At 73.9% G+C, this 18,994-nt stretch carries 14 protein-coding genes; 6 read left to right on the top strand and 8 right to left on the bottom strand.

The genetic code is table 11. The features are described from left to right. Window positions 1–15 precede the first annotated feature (15 nt). Entirely contained in the window at window positions 16–1,362 is a 1,347-nt protein-coding gene (locus ABTY40_RS13665) for an SWIM zinc finger family protein (protein ID WP_352059662.1), read from the top strand. A gap of 37 nt (window positions 1,363–1,399) precedes the next feature. Continuing rightward, window positions 1,400–3,169 (top strand): DUF5691 domain-containing protein, encoded by a 1,770-nt coding sequence (locus ABTY40_RS13660; protein ID WP_352059661.1) that lies wholly within the window; start codon window positions 1,400–1,402, stop codon window positions 3,167–3,169. Window positions 3,170–3,222: 53 nt separating this feature from the next. Here ABTY40_RS13660 and ABTY40_RS13655 read toward each other — a convergent pair whose 3' ends face one another. Together ABTY40_RS13655 and icmB are read right to left on the bottom strand one after the other, a co-directional pair. Further along, a complete protein-coding gene (locus tag ABTY40_RS13655; RefSeq protein ID WP_352059660.1) occupies window positions 3,223–4,521 on the bottom strand; it encodes an alpha/beta hydrolase in 1,299 nt (432 codons plus the stop codon). Between the two features lie 250 nt (window positions 4,522–4,771). Next, entirely contained in the window at window positions 4,772–5,179 is a 408-nt protein-coding gene (icmB, locus tag ABTY40_RS13650) for a coenzyme B12-dependent isobutyryl CoA mutase small subunit (RefSeq protein WP_309052690.1), read from the bottom strand. A 304-nt stretch (window positions 5,180–5,483) separates the two neighbouring features. Here icmB and ABTY40_RS13645 point away from each other — a divergent pair, with 304 nt between their 5' ends. Both ABTY40_RS13645 and ABTY40_RS13640 read left to right on the top strand, forming a co-directional pair. Then, entirely contained in the window at window positions 5,484–6,320 is an 837-nt protein-coding gene (locus ABTY40_RS13645) for an esterase/lipase family protein (protein WP_352059659.1), read from the top strand. Between the two features lie 437 nt (window positions 6,321–6,757). Continuing rightward, window positions 6,758–8,359: a M23 family metallopeptidase gene (locus ABTY40_RS13640; protein WP_352059658.1), complete on the top strand. Its 1,602-nt coding sequence runs from the start codon at window positions 6,758–6,760 to the stop codon at window positions 8,357–8,359. A gap of 112 nt (window positions 8,360–8,471) precedes the next feature. Here the strand turns inward: ABTY40_RS13640 and pcrA are convergent, their stop codons facing one another. Next, window positions 8,472–10,925 carry a DNA helicase PcrA gene (pcrA, locus tag ABTY40_RS13635; RefSeq protein ID WP_352059657.1) on the bottom strand — a complete coding sequence of 818 codons (2,454 nt, stop codon included), beginning with the start codon at window positions 10,923–10,925 and terminating at the stop codon, window positions 8,472–8,474. 146 nt (window positions 10,926–11,071) lie between these two features. Then, the gene (locus ABTY40_RS13630) at window positions 11,072–11,425 is read right to left on the bottom strand and encodes a hypothetical protein (protein WP_352059656.1); all 354 of its coding nucleotides are present in this window, start codon (window positions 11,423–11,425) and stop codon (window positions 11,072–11,074) included. A 345-nt stretch (window positions 11,426–11,770) separates the two neighbouring features. On the opposite strand from ABTY40_RS13630, the gene ABTY40_RS13625 reads away from it, so the two are divergent. Continuing rightward, window positions 11,771–12,913, top strand: a complete 1,143-nt coding sequence (locus ABTY40_RS13625; protein ID WP_352059655.1) for a C40 family peptidase — start codon at window positions 11,771–11,773, stop codon at window positions 12,911–12,913. 211 nt (window positions 12,914–13,124) lie between these two features. Here ABTY40_RS13625 and ABTY40_RS13620 read toward each other — a convergent pair whose 3' ends face one another. After that, a complete protein-coding gene (locus ABTY40_RS13620; RefSeq protein WP_352059654.1) occupies window positions 13,125–13,829 on the bottom strand; it encodes a LuxR C-terminal-related transcriptional regulator in 705 nt (234 codons plus the stop codon). Continuing rightward, a complete protein-coding gene (locus tag ABTY40_RS13615; RefSeq protein ID WP_352059653.1) occupies window positions 13,826–15,088 on the bottom strand; it encodes a PspC domain-containing protein in 1,263 nt (420 codons plus the stop codon). Before ABTY40_RS13615 ends, ABTY40_RS13620 begins: the two co-directional genes overlap by 4 nt. A 156-nt stretch (window positions 15,089–15,244) precedes the next feature. On the opposite strand from ABTY40_RS13615, the gene ABTY40_RS13610 reads away from it, so the two are divergent. Beyond that, window positions 15,245–16,588: a PspC domain-containing protein gene (locus ABTY40_RS13610; RefSeq protein WP_352059652.1), complete on the top strand. Its 1,344-nt coding sequence runs from the start codon at window positions 15,245–15,247 to the stop codon at window positions 16,586–16,588. 156 nt (window positions 16,589–16,744) lie between these two features. Here the strand turns inward: ABTY40_RS13610 and ABTY40_RS13605 are convergent, their stop codons facing one another. Both ABTY40_RS13605 and ABTY40_RS13600 read right to left on the bottom strand, forming a co-directional pair. Further along, a complete protein-coding gene (locus tag ABTY40_RS13605) occupies window positions 16,745–17,383 on the bottom strand; it encodes a DoxX family protein (RefSeq protein WP_352059651.1) in 639 nt (212 codons plus the stop codon). A 178-nt stretch (window positions 17,384–17,561) separates the two neighbouring features. Then, a complete protein-coding gene (locus ABTY40_RS13600; protein WP_502990568.1) occupies window positions 17,562–18,806 on the bottom strand; it encodes a hypothetical protein in 1,245 nt (414 codons plus the stop codon). Between the last annotated feature and the right edge of the window lie 188 nt (window positions 18,807–18,994).

The raw sequence follows: 18,994 nt of genomic DNA, 5'->3' as shown, positions 1-18,994 counted from the left end.
TCTACGGTCGGTGACATGAATGCCATGGGGGTGCCCGGGACGGCCGGGCAGGTGCTGGCGCTGGCTCCTGACGAGGCCTCACGCCGGGCGGGGAGCAAGCTGGCTGGGGCCGCGTCGTGGTCCGGGACGGGCCGCGGCGAGGGGGCGGTGTGGGGGCTGTGCGCGGGCAGCGGCAGGACGCCGTACCGGACGGTCGTGGACGGCACGGGACCCGCCTACCGGTGCAGTTGTCCGAGCCGCAAGTTCCCGTGCAAGCACGCGCTGGGCCTGCTGCTGCTCGCCGCCTCGGACGAGGCCGCCGTACCGGAGGCGCCGGCGCCCGACTGGGCCGGGGAGTGGCTCGCGGGACGGCGCGGCCGCGCGGAGTCGGCCGTCCGGCGGGCCACGGGGGACACGCCGGACGGCCCGGCCGACCCCGGCGCGGCGCGCCGGCGCGCGGAGCGCAGGGCGGCCCGGATCACCGCGGGCACCGAGGAGTTGGAGCGGCGCCTCGCGGACCTGCTGCGGGGTGGCCTCGCGGCGGCGGGGCAGGCGGGGTACGGCCTGTGGGAGGAGACCGCGGCGCGCATGGTCGACGCCCAGGCGCCGGGCCTCGCCGGCCGGGTCCGGGACCTGGCCGCGATACCGGGCTCCGGGCCGGGCTGGCCGGTGCGGCTCCTGGAGGAGTGCGCCCTGATCCATCTTCTCGACCGGGCCTGGCTGTCGGCCGACCGGCTGCCCACCCCGCTCGCGGCGACGGTACGGACCCGGGTGGGCCTCACCGCGCCCGCCGACGGAACTCCGGTGCGGGACCGGTGGCTCGTCCTCGCCCAGTACGACACGGCCGACGGCCGGCTGACCACCCGTCGCATCTGGCTGTACGGCACGGGATCCGGGCGGACCGCGCTGCTGCTGTCCTACGGCGCGGCCGGGCGGGCGCCGCGGCTGGCGTTCCCGGTGGGCGGGGTGCTGGCCGGTGAGCTCACCCCGTACGCGGGTTCGGGCGGCCTGCGGGCCGAGCCGGGCGAGCGGTTCGATCCGGTGGACGTGCCGGCCGCGCCGCCGCCCGGGGTGCCGGTGGGCCGGGCCCTCGACACGTACGGCCGGATGCTGGGCGAGGACCCGTGGCTCGACTCCTGGCCCGTGACCCTCGGCCAGGTGGTGCCCGCACAGGCGGAGTACGGCTGGCAGCTCGCCGACGCCGACGGCCGCGAGGCCCTCCCCCTGACCGCCGCCGCCCGCTCCCGCGCCGGCCTGTGGCGCCTCCTCGCCCTGTCCGGCGGGGCCCCCGTGACCGTCTTCGGCGAGTGCGGACACCGGGGTTTCGCCCCCCTGGCCGCCTGGTCCCCGGAGTCCCCGCACGAGACGGTCCCGCTCGTATGACCCCCCGCACCGATCCCCGACCGCCCGGAGGAGCCCGATGGACACGACCGCACCGACGACCGTGACGACGGAGTCGACCGGGACGACCGGGAGCACCGGGCCGGGTCCGGGGTCGGGATCCGCGCGACCCGGAGCGGGTGCGTCGCCCGGCCCCGCCGAGGCGGAGGCGTGGGAGGAGCTGGTCGCCTCCGCGCTGCTGGGGACGGACCGGCGGACGCCGGGGCGTGCGAGCGGTGCGGCGGGGGCACCGTCGCAGGCCGTGTTCGACGCCGCCGCGCTGCCGGGCGCGCTGCTCGACGCCGCCGCGCTGCACACCGTACGGCGCAGGGCGGGGCTGCTGCCCGGGCGGGCCGCTCCGCGCCCGGAACCCGCCGCTGAGGACGGGCGCCCCGCCCTGCCCGGGGCGGCCCGCCGCCGGCTGGAGCAGCTGCTCGCGGGCCGGGTGGCGCCCTCGCCCGCCGGGGGGCGCCGCGGCATCACGCCCGACCTCGCCGAACTGCTCCCGCAGTGGCTGGCGCTGGCCGTGGAGCTGGGCTACAAGGCACCGCCGGCCGTCCTGCCGGCGCTGCTGGACGCGGCGCGGGCGCGGACCGACCTGCGGCCGCGGGCGCTCGCCCTCGCCGGACCGCGCGGGCTGTGGCTGGCGCGCCTCAACCCGGACTGGCGCTTCGCCCTCCGGGGCGCGGGAGCGGGCGGGAGCCTGCCGGACCCGGCGGACCGGGAGTCCGTCCTGGCCCTGTGGGAGGAAGGCCTGTTCGCGGAGCGGGTCGCCCTGCTCGGAGCCGTACGGGCGGCCGACGCGGCGGCGGGACGTGCGCTCCTCGCCTCCACCTGGGCGACCGAGCGGGCGGAGGACCGCCTGATGTTCCTGGACTCGCTGCGGGCGGGGCTGTCCGACGCGGACGAGGAGTTCCTGGAGGCCGCTCTCACCGACCGGAGCCGCAACGTGCGGGCGACCGCCGCCGAGTTGCTGTCGGCCCTGCCCCGTTCGGCGCTCGCGGGGCGGATGGCCGGCCGGGCGGCGAGCTGTGTCGTCCTCGACCGGACGGCCGACACGCCGACGGTCGTGGTGGAGGCTCCGCACGAATGCGACGAGGGCATGCGCCGGGACGGGGTCGTACCCCATCCGCCGTCCGGGCGGGGCGAGCGGTCCTGGTGGCTGGGGCAGCTCGTCGAAGCGGCCCCGCTGGACACCTGGCGGGCCCGGTTCGGCGGGCGGTCCCCCGAGGAGATCGTGGCGCTGCCCGTCGCCGACGACTGGCAGCCGGAGCTGCACGCCGCGTGGTGCCGGGCCGCCGTGCGCCAGCGGGACGCCGCCTGGTCACGCGCGCTCCTCGGGCTTCCGGCGGCCCCGCAGACGACGGGCCCCGGCATCGCGTCGCCGGCCGAGCGGGCGCAGCTCCTGGCGACGCTGCCGCCGGCCGAGCGGGCGGAGTGGGTGGCCGCGTTCGTCGCCGCCCACGGCCTGCCGGAGGCGTTCCAGCTGCTCGGTGTCTGTGCCGTGCCGTGGGCGGAACCGCTGGGCCGGGCGGTGATCGACGCGCTCGCCACCGCGCGGGAGGCGGGGAGTTATCCGTGGAGCTTCAGCGGGGTGATGGGTCTGGCGGAGCGCTGCCTCGCGCCGGACGCGACGCGCCATCTGGAGGCGCTGACGGCGCTGCCCGCGGAGGCCGACGACCTCTCGCCCGGTGCGGGCGGCTACTGGTCGGAGGCCTTCCAGCGCCTGGTGGCCACCCTCCGGCTGCGGGCCGCGATGCGGGCCGAACTCCTGGGCGGGGAGGGCACGGACGGCCCGGATGCCGGATGACCAGGGCGCCGGACGGTCCGGCCCTCCGTCCGGAGGGCCGGACCGGCGGGCGGTCAGGTGAGCCGGTCGAGGATCCACTCGGCGAGGGGCGCGGTGACCTGGCCGTGGGTGGTGTTGTCGGTGTCGAAGCCGACGTCGTCCAGGTGGAAGCGGTCCGGGGCCTGGTCGAGGAGGTCGAGGTTCGGGTCGACGTCCCAGGTGACGGGGTCGTGGTCGAGCGCGGCCGCGCTGACCGTCGGGACGAAGGCGCCGCTGCGGTACTCCTCGCTGATCTTGGCGCTGATCGCGTCCGCGACCTTGCCGAAGGAGTCCAGGGTGCCGCCGGGCGCGCCGTCCAGGGCGGGCACCTCGCTGGTGGTGGAGCGGCGCACCTGAAGACCGGCGTGCATGCCGCCGATCGGCTGCTCCGTCCCCTTGTCGGGCTGGAAGCGGGCGGTGGCGCTCGCGACGATCGCCTGCCAGTCGAAGGCGATCTCACCGGCCGGCAGCGGGCGGCCGACGCCGTCACCGCGGCCGTTGGTGACGCCGAGCAGCCGGGGCCGGCGCGGGAAGTTGCCGAGGTCGGCGAGTTCGCGGACGAACTCCCGGCGCAGCTCACTGGCGGTGGCGACCTCACCGGTGTACGTGGAGTCCGGTACCCAGGCCCAGAGCAGCTGCTGGGCGGCGGGACTGCGGATCAGGGCGGCCTGGGACGGCTCGGCGGGTGCGAGCTTCTCGAAGAAGTACGCCATCTGCTGGAGGACGAGGGGGATCCAGGCGCCGTTGTGCGGGGAGTCGTAGGACAGGTAGGTGGCGGTCTGGTGGTCGTACCCGTCGTTCTCCATCTTGGCGAGCGCGTACCGGGTGATGATGCCGCCCATGCTGACGCCGCCCACGACCAGCGGCTCGCCGCCGAGGCGTTCGGCGACGGTGCGGAGGATCGCCTGGCGGGCGACCTCGGCGTTGTGCTGGATGTGGGTGTGGCGCTCGTCGAAACCGATCAGGACGATGTCGAAGCCGCGGGCGCGGAGCTGGTCGAGGAAGCCCGGCCGGCCTTCCTCGTACGGCGTGTTGAAGTGGCCGTAGAGAGCGGGCAGGTCGCTGGGGCCGTAGTTGAACCCGTCGGCGAAGAGGAACGGCTTCCGCAGGTGGGTGCGCCCTTCCGCGTAGTAGACGGCCGCCGTGCCGCTCGCGCGCTCCCCGGTCAGCTGCCAGGTCGCGTCGGGTTCGGCTCCGCCGGCGGAGCCGAGCGGGAGGGTGAAGAGGACGTCGGTGGCGAGGCTCGCCGCCAGCTCGGCGAGTTCCTGGGAGGTGGGTTCCGCCCCGCCGTCGCGGAGCGAGGTGGAGACGTCGATACGGGGTGCCGAAGTCATGCTCTACCGCCTCGTTCGTACCAGCACTGCGCCACCGAACGTAACGGCGCGGTGACGGAGCGCACCAGGGCGGGACCGGGACTGCCCGAAGATGATCGCCACGGATCGCTTGGGTACGGAAATGGAAGGCACCACGGGCTCGCTCCCCGCCGGGTGCGGGCCGTCCCGTCCGCCGCCCCCGGCGAAAATTCCGGGCCGCACGCGCGAAGGGCCCTCCCGCACGGGAGAGCCCTTCGGATCCGAAGGTGCGTCAGACCGCCACGCGCACGTTGGCGTTGACCCAGTCGACGATGGACGCCGTGGTGGCGCCCGGCGTGAAGATCTCCGCCACGCCCTTCTCCTTCAGCGGCGCGATGTCGGCGTCCGGGATGATGCCGCCGCCGAAGACCTTGATGTCCTCGGCGTCGCGCTCCTTGAGGAGTTCCAGGACCTTCACGAACAGCGTGTTGTGCGCGCCCGAGAGGATCGAGAGGCCGATCGCGTCGGCGTCCTCCTGGATCGCGGTGTCGACGATCTGCTCGGGCGTCTGGTGGAGGCCCGTGTAGATGACCTCCATACCGGCGTCGCGCAGCGCCCGCGCGATCACCTTGGCCCCGCGATCGTGGCCGTCGAGACCCGGCTTGGCTACCACCACGCGGATCGGACCGGTCACACCCATCACTGCCTCCACATGCGACCCCCGCGCCTGATTGCCGGGGAGGTGAACGAACGTTATCGACAGCATCCCGCAAGCGGCCGTTTCGCGGTGGGCAGCGAGGGGGAAATCACACGTGGGACATGTTCGCTCTGCGCCGTCCCCCGCTTCCGGGCCCTCCTCCTGGGCCCCACAGCAGCGAGCGGGGGGCGGCCGCAAGGGAGCCGCAGCGTGTCGCCGTACCTCCGCGTCACCGACACGCGGCACGGGGGTACGGCGCACCGCCGTACGGTCCGGCCCCTCGCGCCGTTCGGGAGGGAGGCCGGCGATGGAGTTCACCAAGGTCACCGCCCTGATGAAAGCCACCGCTCTCGAGCTCGCCATCCTCACCGGCCATCTCGTCCTGTACCCCTCGGGCATCGTCGCCGAGCGGCTCTCCCCCGCCCCCGTGCCGGACACGGACCCCGCCGGGGACCCCGACCCGGACGGCGAGGTGCGCCGGGTGCGCGCCACGGGCCGGCGGCCGGTGGTGCTGCTCCACGGCTTCGTCGACAACCGTTCGGTCTTCGTCATGCTCCGGCGCGCCCTCCTGCGGGGCGGCCGTGACTGCGTCGAGTCGCTGAACTACTCGCCGCTCACCTGCGATCTGCGCACCGCGGCAGAGGTCCTGGGCCGCCGGGTGGAGGAGATCCGGGAGCGGACGGGCCACGACGAGGTGGACGTGGTCGGGCACAGCCTCGGCGGGCTCATCGCCCGCTACTACGTCCAGCGTCTGGGCGGTGACACCCGGGTCCGGACCCTGGTCACGCTCGGCACGCCCCACGCGGGCACCACCGTGGCGCCGCTCGCCGACGCGCATCCGCTGGTACGGCAGATGCGGCCCGGTTCCGAAGTGCTGCGGGAACTCGCGGAGCCGGCCCCGGGCTGCCGGACGCGGTTCGTGAGCTTCTGGAGCGACCTGGACCGGGTGATGGTGCCGGTGGAGACGGCCCGGCTGCGCCACGCCGACCTCGTGGTGCACGACGTGCGCGTGAGCGGAATCGGCCATCTCGCGCTGCCGGTCCACCCCACCGTGGCCGCCGGGGTCCTGGAGGCCCTGGACGCCGAGGGCTCCGCCGTCCCGGAGGCGGGGGACGACGACCCGGGGGCCGCGTCCGTGGCCTGACCGCCGCGCCGGACGCGCACACCCTGCTCGGCAGAGCGAGGGCCGGACCCCCGGATCGCTCCGGACCTGCGACGACCGCCCCGCGAAGACCGCCCGGGGAGTCGCGCGTGCTCCTTCGGTGACTGTCCGCAGACCACGTCGCGACTGCCCGTGGACCGTCCGGCGCCCAGTCCGGGGAGGCGCGGCGAGTCCCCGGTGGGCGGGTGATGACCGTGCGGCGACACGACCCTTCGAACGTTTCTCGAACACAAGGCCAAAGCTCTCTCCACGAGCTGGCGAAACACGGCCGATTGCCCGTTTCCTGCGGCCTCAAACCCCGCCGAAGATTGTCCGTGCCGCATACCGCCGGGTACAGTCGCGCCCACTGCTTCCCCCCGGGACACCCCTCGTCGGGCCCGCCCCGGACTGGTTCTGCTGCCGAGGCGAGAGAGAAGTTGGTGAACGACCAGCACCCCTACGCCGGGTACGTCGAAGGTGACGCCCACTCCACCGGCAGCTTCGCCATCGACCCGCTGTTCGGCGCGTATCCCGGTGGTCAGGCCGACCACAGCGGCTCATGGGATCTGGGGCAGTACGACACCGGCACCGGCACCACCGCCTACGCCACGCCCGACGCCACGGGCGCGTACGAGACCTACGGCGACGCGACGGGTCAGTGGGACACCACCGGCCAGTGGAGCACCGCCACCACCACCGCGTATCCCGGCACCGCCCACCACGATGCCGCCACCACGTACGACACCACCGGCCAGTGGGACGCCACCGCCTGGACCGACGCGCAGGCGACCGGCGCGTACGAGACCGTCCACTCCGGCGCGTACGCCCCCCAGGACACCTACGGCTACGAGTCGTACGACGCGACCGGCCAGTGGGCGGCGCCCGCTTTCGCCACCGACACCGGTGCCTTCGACGCGACCGCCTGGAACCAGGCGCCGGCCGAGGCCGAGCCGGTCGTCCCCCAGCAGTACACCCCCGAGGCGCTGTACGACGCCGACCCGGAGCACGGCCGCGCGACCGGAACCGACAGCGACGCCGGCTCCCCCTCCGCCGCCGACGCGCCGGCCGCCGACCACACCGGCGACCACACCGCCGAGTTCGTCTTCGTGCCCGAGCCGGCGCGGTCCGAGGAGGACGGTGACACCGCCGGGGACGGGGACGCCGCGGAGTACGCGTACGAGGGCGGCACGGACCATGACCCGGCCGCCGTCCACCGGCCGGCCGTCGAGCTCCGCACCGACGAGACCGGTGCGGGCCGCTCCGCGCGCCGCACCTCCGGCGGCGGCCGCGGCCGTCGCCGTACCCCCGCCAAGCGCTCCGCCCTGCTGACCGTCGCCGTTCCCTCCGCCTGTGTCATGGGCGTCGCCGGCATCGCCGCCGCCTCCGTCAGCGGGCTCACCGCGCCGCAGAACACGGCGTCCGAGAAGGACGACACGACCACCCTCGCCGCGGCCGACCAGGCCTCCGTGCAGCAGATCGCCGCCAACAACCGCTTCGACACCCAGCTCGTCGCGCTCGACAACGGCGCCCGTGACTTCGGCGACCGTGCCAGCCGCACCCAGGAGCGCATCGACCTCCGCGTCCGCCAGGAGGCGGAGCGGAAGAAGCGCGCGGAGGAGGCGGCCCTCCGTGAGGCGATGCGCCCGAAGTTCGTGCTGCCGGTGAAGCTGCACCAGCTCAGCGCGCGTTACGGCCAGTCCGGCGTCAACTGGATGTCCGTCCACACCGGCATCGACTTCCCCGTCCAGTACGGCACGAAGGTGATGGCGGCGACCGACGGCACCGTCCGCACCCAGTGGAACAGCGCCTACGGCAACATGGCGATCGTGACGGCGAAGGACGGCACGGAGACCTGGTACTGCCACCTCAGCAGCACCAAGATCCGCTCCGGCGAGGTCAAGGCCGGTGACGTCATCGCGTACTCCGGCAACTCCGGCAACTCCACCGGCCCCCACCTCCACTTCGAGGTCCGGCCGGGCGGCGGCTCGGCGATCGACCCGCTGGCCTGGCTCCGCAGCCACGGCCTCGACCCGACCAGCTGAACCGCCTCCACGTCACAGACGTACGGCACGAGGCGTGCTGCATGCTGTCTGCTGCCTGCGACCAGGGCCCCGGCTTTCGCCGGGGCCTTCGCCGTGCGGCGCCCGTATCGCGCTACAGCTTCTCGACCGGGGCGTACCGCAGCAGCAGTCGCTTGGGCTTCTCGCCGCCGAAGTCGATCGTGGCCTCGGCGTTCGGACCGGCGCCGCCGACCGCCATCACCGTGCCCAGACCGAACTGGTCGTGCGTGACCCGGTCACCGACCTTGAGCGCGACGACCGGCTTGTCACCGGCCCGGCTCGTCGCGAAGCCCGACGGGCCCGAGCGGGAGCGCGAGGAGGAGAGGGACGAGGTGATGCCCGAGGTCGGCCCGGCGGGCTTCACCATCGGCCCGGTCCGCTTCCACTCCAGGTACGCGGGCGGGATCTCCTCCAGGAAGCGCGAGGCCGGGTTGTACGAGGGCTGGCCCCAGGCGCTGCGCATCGAGGAACGGGTGAGGTAGAGCCGCTCCCGCGCGCGCGTGATGCCCACGTAGGCCAGGCGCCGCTCCTCCTCCAGCTCCTTCGTCTGGCCCAGGGCGCGCATGTGCGGGAAGACGCCGTCCTCCATGCCGGTGAGGAAGACCACCGGGAACTCCAGGCCCTTGGCGGTGTGCAGGGTCATCAGGGTGATGACGCCCGAGCCCTCCTCGTCCTCGTCGGGGATCTGGTCGGAGTCCGCGACGAGCGCGACCTGCTCCAGGAACTCGGCCAGCGTGCCCGTACCCTCGCCCTCGCCGCGCTCCTGCTCGAACTCCAGGGCCACGGAGGCCAGCTCCTGGAGGTTCTCGATGCGGGTCTCGTCCTGCGGGTCGGTGGAGGCCTGGAGCTCGGCCAGGTAACCGGTCCGCTCCAGGACGGCCTCCAGGACGACGGCGGGGCCCGCGCCGGACTCGGCGATGGTGCGCAGCTCGTCCATCAGCGCGTTGAAGCGCTTGACGGCGTTCGCGGAGCGCGCGGCCATGCCGTACGCCTCGTCGACCCGCTTGAGCGCCTGCGGGAAAGTGATCTTCTCGCGCAGGGAGAGGGCGTCGATCATGGCTTCGGCGCGCTCGCCGATGCCCCGCTTCGGCACGTTGAGGATGCGGCGGAGCGGGACGGTGTCCTCGGGGTTGGCGAGGACGCGGAGGTACGCGAGGACGTCCCGGACCTCCTTGCGCTCGTAGAAGCGCACGCCGCCGACGACCTTGTAGGGCAGGCCGACGCGGATGAAGATCTCTTCGAAGACGCGGGACTGGGCGTTGGTCCGGTAGAAGACGGCGACGTCACCGGCCTTGGCCTCGCCCGCGTCGGTGAGCCGGTCGATCTCGTCGGCGACGAACTGGGCCTCGTCGTGCTCGGTGTCCGCGACGTAACCGGTGATCCGCGCGCCCGCGCCCGCGTTCGTCCAGAGGTTCTTGGGGCGGCGGGACTCGTTGCGCTCGATGACGGCGTTGGCGGCGGACAGGATCGTCTGCGTGGAGCGGTAGTTCTGCTCCAGGAGGATCGTCGTCGCGTCCGGGTAGTCCTCCTCGAACTGGAGGATGTTGCGGATGGTGGCGCCGCGGAAGGCGTAGATCGACTGGTCGGCGTCGCCGACGACGCAGAGCTCGGCCGGGCCGAGGTCCTCGTAGCCCGTGCCGACCAGCTCGCGCACCAGGGTGTACTGGGCGTGGTTGGTGTCCTGGTACTCGTCGACGAGGACGTGCCGGAAACGGCGGCGGTAGTGCTCGGCGACGTCCGGGAACGCCTGGAGCAGGTGGACCGTCGTCATGATGATGTCGTCGAAGTCGAGGGCGTTGGCCTCGCGCAGCCGGGCCTGGTACATCCGGTAGGCCTCGGCGAGCGTCTTCTCGAAGCCGTCGGCGGCCTGGTCGGCGAAGGCCTCCTCGTCGATCAGCTCGTTCTTGAGGTTCGAGATCTTGGCGCTGAAGGACTTCGGCGGGAACTTCTTGGGATCGAGGTCGAGGTCGCGGCAGACCAGGGACATCAGCCGCTTCGAGTCGGCCGCGTCGTAGATCGAAAAGGAGGACGTGAAGCCGAGCTTCTTCGACTCGCGGCGCAGGATCCGGACGCAGGCACTGTGGAAGGTCATGACCCACATCGCGTTGGCCCGGGGGCCGACGAGCTGCTCGACGCGCTCCTTCATCTCGCCGGCGGCCTTGTTGGTGAAGGTGATCGCCAATATCTGGCCGGGGTGGACGTGCCGGGTGGCCAGGAGATGGGCGATGCGGTGGGTGAGCACCCGCGTCTTGCCGGAGCCGGCGCCCGCGACGATGAGCAGGGGGGAGCCGGTGTGGACGACGGCGGCGCGCTGCTGCTCGTTCAGCCCCTCCAGGAGCGCGGCGGCGTCCACGACGGGCCGGGCGGCGCCGTCGCGGTAGTGCGCGTCCCGGGGCGGGGGCGCGTCGAAGTGCTCCCCGAAGAGGTCGTGCGGGACCTCCTCCGCGGCCGGGGTGCCGTGGTCGTCGTCCTCGGGCGGGGGCGGGGCCTCCTCCGAGGAGTGGTTCTGGAGGCCGGCCAGGAAGCTGTCGTCAAAGAGGCTGCTCATCGCCTCACGAGTCTAGGACGCTCCACCGACATCCGGTCCCGGCTTCGGCGGGCCGGTGCGCTTCGGCGACGCGAGACGGGTCACACGGACCGGTCGCACCGGCCACGGGACGGGCTGTACCGGCCGGCGGTGGAGCGTCGGACGCGTCAGACCCAGAGGGTCGCGATGAAGATGTTGGCCATGGTCAGGCCGCCGACGGCACCGAAGAGGCCCTTGTCGACGCGCTCCTCGTCCCGCTTGACGTAGACGAGGGCGAGGATGACGACGAGGACGGCCAGCTTGACGCCGATCTTGACGTTGTTCACGGTCTGGTCGTCGGCCTGGTTGAGGCCGACGAGCGCGATGCCGGTGATCAGCATGGTGAGCGCGCCGTGCAGCATGGCGGGGGTGAAGCGGGCCGTACCTGCTCCCATCGCCTTCATCTGGGTGAGGAATCCGCCCAGGAGGGAGGCGATACCGATGATGTGCAGGGCGACGAAGACATTGATGAGGACGTCCATGGGGCGGAGCCTAGCCGGGGCCCTAGCACCGCTCGGCGGCCGGGTCCACCGTCTCCGGCGCTTCGGTCGGTGACCTGCCGGAAGGAAACACACCGCACCGCTCGAAGCGAAAACAACCGATCGAGGAACGCCAAGTCACGTCAATTGACGTCAACTCCCCGCCGGGACGCAACCGGCCCGCATAGCGTCCTGCGGCAGGTGGCCGGCTCCCCACCACCGCCGGTCACCCGGCGGCTGTCGGTCGCCCCCGCCGAAAAAACCGGCGGCGGTCCGTCTCCCCTGTGCGGGCCGCCGCCGGCCCGGCGGGCACCGTCCCCGGTCAGGAAGAGGATGTGACCCGCCCTCGTGGCAGCGCACCGAAAACCCCGCTCGTTCCCCCTCGGTGGCCAGGCGGTCCGCACCGCCGCCACGCTCGCCCTCGCCTCGGCGGCGACCACGGCCCTCCTCGAGGGATCGGGACACGCCGACCCCCGGCCCACCACGGCCCAGGTGAAGGCGAAGGTCGACCGGCTCCACCAGGAGGCCGAGGTCGCGACCGAGCGGTACAACGGGGCGAAGGAGAAGGCGGACGCGGCGCGCGCGGCCTTCGACCGGCTGCGGGACGAGGCCGCCCGCAGGACGGAGCGGCTCAACACGGCCCGGGCCGGACTCGGGAAGATCGCCGCGGCCCAGTACCGGTCCGGCGGGCTCGACCCCGCCGTCCAGCTCGCGCTCACCTCCGATCCCGAGCAGTACCTGGAGCGGGCCGCCCTCGCGGAGAAGGCCGGCGCCCGTCAGGCGGCCGCCATCGCCTCGGTACGGCGTGAGCTGGGCGCGATCCGGCAGCTGCGGGCGGAGTCGGTGGACCGGCTCTCGGCCCTGCGCGGGCACGAGGAGGACCTGCGGCGGCAGAAGGCGGCGGTCCTGGACAAGCTCACGGAGGCCCGGAACCTGCTCACCCGCCTGACCGCGGAGGAACGCGCCCGGTACGAAGCCGCGGAGGCGGCCCGCGACCGCTCGGCCCTGTCCCGGTCGGCCGCCGCAGGCGGCGGACCGGGTGGCCCGGCCGCCGCTTCGACCGAGGCGGCGTCCGACAGCGCGTCCCGGGAGCGGGCGGATCGTTCCTCCGGGGGCGAGCGGGTCCCCGTGACCGCACCGACCAACCGGGCCGCACAGGCCATCTCCTTCGCCCGCGCCCAGCTCGGCAAGCCGTACGTATGGGGGGCGACGGGCCCTTCCGGGTACGACTGCTCGGGGCTGACCCAGGCGGCCTGGCGCGCCGCCGGCGTGGCCCTGCCCCGCACCACCTACACCCAGATCAACGCCGGCCGGCGCGTCCCCCGCTCCCAGCTCGCCCCCGGTGACCTGGTCTTCTTCTACTCGGGCATCAGCCACGTCGGGCTCTACATCGGCGGCGGCCAGATGATCCACGCACCCCGCCCGGGCGCCCCGATCCGAGTGGCCCCGATCGACGAGATGCCCTTCGCGGGAGCCACCCGCGTCGGCTGAGCCACCGGGCTGCCGAGGCGGGTGGGAGGGCGCTGGGCGCGCGGGCCGGGGTGAGGGTCGGCGACCGGTGGCCTGGCGCCGGCGGCCCCGGGGCGGGCGCCGGGGAGCGGGGGCCCGGGGCGGGCGCCGAAGGACGGGAGCGGAGGGGCGGGGGGAGGCCTGGGACCCGGGTCCCGGCGCCGGGGATCGGCACCGGGACCGAGGGGCGGAGTCAGACCAGGCGGCGGGCCGTCGCCCAGCGGGTGAGCTCGTGCCGGTTGGAGAGCTGGAGCTTGCGCAGCACCGCCGACACGTGTGACTCGACCGTCTTCACCGAGATGTACAGCTGCTTGGCGATCTCCTTGTAGGCATAGCCCCGGGCGATCAGGCGCAGCACCTCCCGCTCGCGCTGGGTGAGCCGGTCCATGTCCTCGTCGACGGGCGGCGCGTCGGTCGAGGCAAAGGCGTCGAGGACGAAGCCGGCGAGCCGCGGCGAGAAGACCGCGTCGCCCTCCTGGACCCGGAAGATCGAATCGACCAGGTCGGTACCGGTGATCGTCTTGGTGACATAACCCCGTGCCCCGCCCCGGATCACACCGATCACGTCCTCGGCGGCGTCCGAGACCGAGAGGGCGAGGAACCGCACCGGGTCCTCCGCCGCGGCCATCAGCCCGGCGCAGCGGCGCAGCACCTCCACGCCTCCGCCCCCCGGCAGGTGGACGTCGAGCAGGACGACCTCGGGCCGGGTCGCCGTGATCACGGTGACCGCCTGGTCGACATCGGCGGCCTCGCCGACCACCTCGACGCCGGTGATCTCGGTCCGGCCGATCTCCGCCTGCACCCCGGTGCGGAACATGCGGTGGTCGTCGACGAGGACGACCCGCACCCGGCGGTCCGCGCCCCCCGCCCCCGTCCCGGTCGCTGTCCCGTCGCTCATCCGTCCGCCCTCTCCATCTCAAGCTCCACTTCGGTGCCCCCGTCCGGCACGGATCTGAGCCGGGCCGAGCCCCCGTTGCGCTGCATCCGGCCGATGATCGATTCTCGTACGCCCATCCGGTCCTCGGGAACGGCGTCGAGGTCGAAGCCCGGCCCCCTGTCCTTCACGGAGACGAAGACCGTACGGCCCTCCACCTCGGCATAGACCTGGACCGCGCCTCCCTCGCCACCGTACTTGGCGGCGTTGACCATCGCCTCGCGTGCGGCCTGCATCTGTGCGGTCAGTTTCTCGTCGAGCGGGCAGTCGCCGACGACCACGACCTCCAGCGGGACGCCGTGCTTGTCCTCGACCTCTGCGGCGGCCCGCTTGACCGCCTCGGCGAGGGTCTCGGGCTCCTCGTCCCTGCCCGTGCCCTCCGGCCTGTAGAGCCAGTTCCGCAGCTCCCGCTCCTGGGCGCGGGCGAGACGGCGGACCTCTCCCGGATCCTCGGCGTTGCGCTGGATCAGGGTGAGGGTGTGGAGGACGGAGTCGTGGACGTGGGCGGCGACCTCGGCCCGCTCCTGGGCGCGGATGCGCAGGGTGCGCTCCTCGGAGAGGTCCTGGGACATCCGGACCAGCCACGGGCCGGCCAGCAGGGCTATGCCGGTGAGGACGGCGACCGCGGCGGTCAGGGCGGTGCCGAGCTGGGCGACGGAACCGCGCACCACGACGAACACGGCGAGCCCCGTGCCGACCAGGGCCACGCCGACAAGGCCCCGGGCGAGCTGGAGGGCGCGTCTGCGGCGGTCGGGGTCGGTCCAGCTGGCACGGCGGGCGTTGTCCGCCTGGCGCCAGACGAGGACCACGCCGACGCCGATGAGGAGCGTCGGCCAGACGTAGCGTCCGGTCTCCTTGTCGAGATTGATGTTGCCGATGAAGACGGCCGCGCCGATGGCCAGCGCGACCAGGGCGAAGACCTGCCCCCGGTCCGGTTTGCGGAGCCGGCGTCTGCCGTCGGGCATCGTCTCGAAGACGGGGCGGGGGGCTGCCCGGCCGCCGACGCCCAGCGGGACGACGATCCAGAAGACCGCGTACAGCAGGACGCCGAGGCCGTCGGTGAGCAGCAGCACCGTGAAGACGGCACGAACCCACACGACGGGCAGCCCCAGATGCCCGGCGAGGCCGCGCGCGACACCGCCGAGCCATCGCCCGTCGGCGCTCCTGTAGAGCCTGCGCACGGGCGGTTCGTCGGTCTCGGTGACACGAGCGGCTGCGGACATGCCCCGATCGTCACACGGGGGGTCCCCCGCGGACATCAGGGGCGGCCCTGAGTTCGTCCCTGGTACGGCCTCAGGGCAACGGGGGTCTGGAATATCAGGGTCGCGCCAGGGTCGTCCCCGGTGCCGCCGAAGGTCACGGGCGGTCACCATGGACGCATGACGAGTTCGACGCCTTCGCCTCCCGAGGCCCCGCCGACGGCGGAGGCCCTGTCCGTGCCGCCGCTGCGGCGCTCGCGTGCGAGCAAGGTCGTGGGCGGGGTCTGCGGTGGTCTCGGCCGGCACTTCGACCTCGACCCGGTGATCTTCCGCGTGGTGGTCGGCGTGCTGTCGGTGACCGGCGGTGTCGGGTTGATCTTCTACGGCTTCGCGTGGCTGCTCCTCCCGCTCGCGGGAGAGGAGGAGAACGAGGGCCGCAGACTTCTGACCGGCCGTGTGTCCGGGGCCTCGCTGGCGGCGGTGCTCCTGGCCCTGGTGGGCTGCGGGGTCTTCCTGTCGATGCTGCGCAGCGGGTCGATCCTGGGCTTCGCCCTCACGTCGACCCTGGCGGTGTGCGGGGCGGCGGTGTGGTCGCAGCGGCGCAGAACGGCGAGCGGGGAGGACGAGCTGCGGAGGGATGTGGCGGCGGCCATAGCCGTGGCCGAAGCCCCGCCGGAGACGAAGGCGCCCCCGCTGGTCGAGTTCCCGTCCTGGTGGAAGGACCCCATCGTCAAAGACGGTTCGACGGGCAAGATCGCCATCGGCTACCTCTGGGGCCCGCACGGCGTCGTGGACGCGGACGGCCGGGTGAACGGCGAGGTACCGAAGCCGGGACAGCAGTGGGGCCCGGACGGATCCGCCGCCGAGCGGCCGGCCCCGTCCATACGCCGCACGCCGTGGTCCATCAGCGGCCTGGTCCACCTGTTCGCCTGCCTCGCCGCCGTGCTGGGCACGGCCCTGACCTGGGAGACCGAGCCGCTGGGACGGAGCCTGCAGACGGGTCTGGTCGCCGCCCTCGCGGTGTTCGGCCTGGGCCTCGTCGTCAGCAGCTTCCTCGGCCGGACCGGTTTCGGCACCGTCTTCCAGACCGTGTCCACGGCCCTGCTGCTCGCCGTGGCAGTGGCCCTGCCCCAGCGGATCACGACCGAGTGGGTGCGGGAGACGTGGCAGCCCGCCACGGTGGGCGCGGTGCGCGCGGACTACGAGGTGGGTACCGGGGTCGGCACGCTCGACCTCTCGCGCCTCGCGGTACCGGCGGGCACCACCGTCGGGACCCGGGTGAACGTCGGCGCCGGGAAGGTCGAGGTGATCGTGCCGAAGGACGCGGTGGTGAAGCTCCGTGCCGAGATGGGGCTCGGGGACCTGCAGCTGCCGGGGCAGCCGCCCGACGACATCGACATCGCACCGGACCGGGACGAGACCCGGACGCTCACCCCGCCGGCCGGGACCGCCCCGGCGGGCACGCTGGACCTCTCGCTGGAGGTCGGACTGGGACAGGTGGAGGTCATCCGTGCTGCTTCATGAATTCCGCCCGGGCAGGCTCGTCCTCGGTCTGACGGCCCTCACCCTCGCCGTGGTCTACGGGGGTGACGCCGTGGAGGCCTGGGCCACGCCCTGGTACGGGGTGGTGCCGGTGCTGTGCGGCGGCCTGGGGCTGGCCGGCCTGGTGACATGGGTGGCCTATCGCATACGACGTCGTGCGGCGAGGAGCCGGTCGAGCGAAAGAACCGGGGCGCCGGCGAGCAGCAACGGCAGCCAGGCCATCAGATAGGCGAGGTCGTTGCCCAGGTAGTAGGGGGACACCTGCCAGCTCACGGTCAGCCAGAGGCTGAGCGAGATCAGCGCGCCGCCGAGCGCCGCCACCCGGGCGAGGAGGCCGAGGAGGGTTCCGATCCCGACGGCGAGCTCGCCGAGGGCGAGGGCGTATCCGAAGCCGCTGGGACTGTGGAGGGCGAGGTCGACCAGGGCGGGCACTGCGGAGCTGTCGCGGACCCCCCGCATGGTCTCGCCGATGGATCCGGTGCCGGTGTCGGCGAGGAAGGAGGTGTCGGTCAGCTTGTCGAGACCCGCGTACACGAAGGTGACGCCGAGGAAGATCCGGAGGGGAAGGAGGGCGTAGCGGGAGGCGGTGGCCTTCCACCGGGCGAGTGCGCCCCGGCGAGCCGCCGGCCCGGACGCGAGACCACCCGCCGGCCCGGACGCGAGACCACCCGCCGGCCCGGACGCGGGACCACCCGCCGCGTCGGAGCCCGTGGACGGAGCCCTGGGCGACTCCCTGTCGTCCGCTGTGTCGTTCTGCCGGTCGGCCTGTCCTGTCATCGCCGGTCACCTCTCCACTCCCCGAACGACTCCTCGCGGAACGATTCTCTCCGCACCGGGGCCGGGAGGACACACGGAAGGCCCCACGCTCCCCCCGGGGCCGGTCACCCCCACGCGCACCGCGGTACACGGCGCGTGAACGGCGCCCGGACAGAAGGTCGTGCGCCGGCGGCACGGTTCAGTCGAGGACGTCGATGGTGACCCGGTTGCTCTCGATGCCCGCCGCCGTCACGACCGACACCTCCACCCGTCCCGGCTCGACGTCGGCCGGGAGGGGGACGGTGAGGGCGGTGTCGGTGGGGTTGGCGAAGCCGCCCGGGACCGGGACCAGGGGGACATGGGCGTGGACGGTGCCGATGCGGACGACGAGCCGGGTGAGGGGCTCCGGGGTGCCGGCACCCGGCGGGACGAAGCCGTAGCCACGGATCTCGATGTCGTCGCCCGTGCGGATGGGGGCGTCCAGGTCGCCGGCCTCCCGGGACCGGACGACGGCGTGGATGGTGGGGCGGACGCCCTCGGTGCAGGTCGCGGCGAGCCGCCACGCGGCGGAGACGGCGAGGAGGAGGACGAGCGACCAGGGCAGTTCGGGGAGGCCGGTCGGCGCCGCGGTGAGGCGGGTGCCCGCGAGGATCAGGACGGCGGCGGAGACGAGGAGGTACTGGACGTCGGCGAGGTCGGCGCGGCCGCTGTCGTCACAGAAGAGGTCGGCGGCCCTCGGGCGGTCGGCACGCACCTTCTGGAGGCGCCGCGCCGTGATCCGGGCGGAGACGACGAGACGGGAGGTGACGGTGACGGCCGCGACGAGGGCGAAGACCGCGAGCAGTCCCGCGCCCCGGGCGGGGGCGAAGGCGGAGGCACCGGGTGAGCGGAGGGCCAGGAAGAGAAGGGTGTAGACGAGGAACAGGAGCCAGGCGGCGGCGACGGCCCGGGTGGTGGAGAGCCGGTTGTCCTCGCCGACGAGCGGGGCGAGGAGCCCGCCGCGGGCGCGGTGGAGGTGCGCGGCGCCGCTGAGCAGGGCGGCCAGGACCAGGGCGGTGCAGAGGGCGGCGGTGCGGGCCGGGGTCCAGCCGGTTCCGGCGGCGGTGAGGGCCTGGCCGAGGAGCAGGGCGAGCACGGTGCCCCAGACGCTGGCGAGGCCGCCGAGGCGGACGCGGGCGAGCCAGGCCGCGCCCGCCTCGCGGCCCCGGTCGGTGACGGCCCGGGCGGACTGGGCCAGTTCGTCGGAGACCCACTGGCGGGCGGCGACCGGGGAGTGGGCGACGGCGGCGGGGACGCCGTGGCCGGCGGCGAGTTGGTCGCGGCGGGCGAGGAAGGCGGCCACGGCCTCGCGGTGTCCGGCCCGTCCGCAGTGCGCGCAGCCGGCACAGGCCGCCGGGTGCTCGCCGGACCGGGCGCCGTACTGTCCCGCTTCTTGAACCGCCACGGTGCTCACTTCCCGAGCCCGCTGCCCGGGCTCACCTCACGGCACGTGCCGGGGGTCCGAGGTGGCCCCGATCGGTCAACCGGCCGCTCATTCCCCGGAATTGTGCCGCACCAAAGGCTCCCGGCGCTGCCGCGTGCGCCCCACCGGAGGGTGATTGCCGCTCCATCCCATTGACGTACAGAAAGGTG

The organism is Streptomyces sp. NPDC126503 (genome assembly GCF_040302405.1).
Taxonomy (GTDB): Bacteria; Actinomycetota; Actinomycetes; order Streptomycetales; family Streptomycetaceae; genus Streptomyces; species Streptomyces gulbargensis.
This window is presented reverse-complemented; position numbering and strand designations above follow the sequence as displayed.

What these genes read in the sequence shown, in the direction of transcription:
- ABTY40_RS13665 (WP_352059662.1), top strand. Translation starts at nt 16, where the DNA reads ATGAATGCCATGGGGGTGCCCGGGACGGCCGGGCAGGTGCTGGCGCTG.
- ABTY40_RS13660 (WP_352059661.1), top strand. Translation starts at nt 1,400, where the DNA reads ATGGACACGACCGCACCGACGACCGTGACGACGGAGTCGACCGGGACG.
- ABTY40_RS13655 (WP_352059660.1), bottom strand. Translation starts at nt 4,521, where the DNA reads ATGACTTCGGCACCCCGTATCGACGTCTCCACCTCGCTCCGCGACGGC.
- icmB (WP_309052690.1), bottom strand. Translation starts at nt 5,179, where the DNA reads ATGGGTGTGACCGGTCCGATCCGCGTGGTGGTAGCCAAGCCGGGTCTC.
- ABTY40_RS13645 (WP_352059659.1), top strand. Translation starts at nt 5,484, where the DNA reads ATGGAGTTCACCAAGGTCACCGCCCTGATGAAAGCCACCGCTCTCGAG.
- pcrA (WP_352059657.1), bottom strand. Translation starts at nt 10,925, where the DNA reads ATGAGCAGCCTCTTTGACGACAGCTTCCTGGCCGGCCTCCAGAACCAC.
- ABTY40_RS13630 (WP_352059656.1), bottom strand. Translation starts at nt 11,425, where the DNA reads ATGGACGTCCTCATCAATGTCTTCGTCGCCCTGCACATCATCGGTATC.
- ABTY40_RS13620 (WP_352059654.1), bottom strand. Translation starts at nt 13,829, where the DNA reads ATGAGCGACGGGACAGCGACCGGGACGGGGGCGGGGGGCGCGGACCGC.
- ABTY40_RS13615 (WP_352059653.1), bottom strand. Translation starts at nt 15,088, where the DNA reads ATGTCCGCAGCCGCTCGTGTCACCGAGACCGACGAACCGCCCGTGCGC.
- ABTY40_RS13610 (WP_352059652.1), top strand. Translation starts at nt 15,245, where the DNA reads ATGACGAGTTCGACGCCTTCGCCTCCCGAGGCCCCGCCGACGGCGGAG.
- ABTY40_RS13605 (WP_352059651.1), bottom strand. Translation starts at nt 17,383, where the DNA reads ATGACAGGACAGGCCGACCGGCAGAACGACACAGCGGACGACAGGGAG.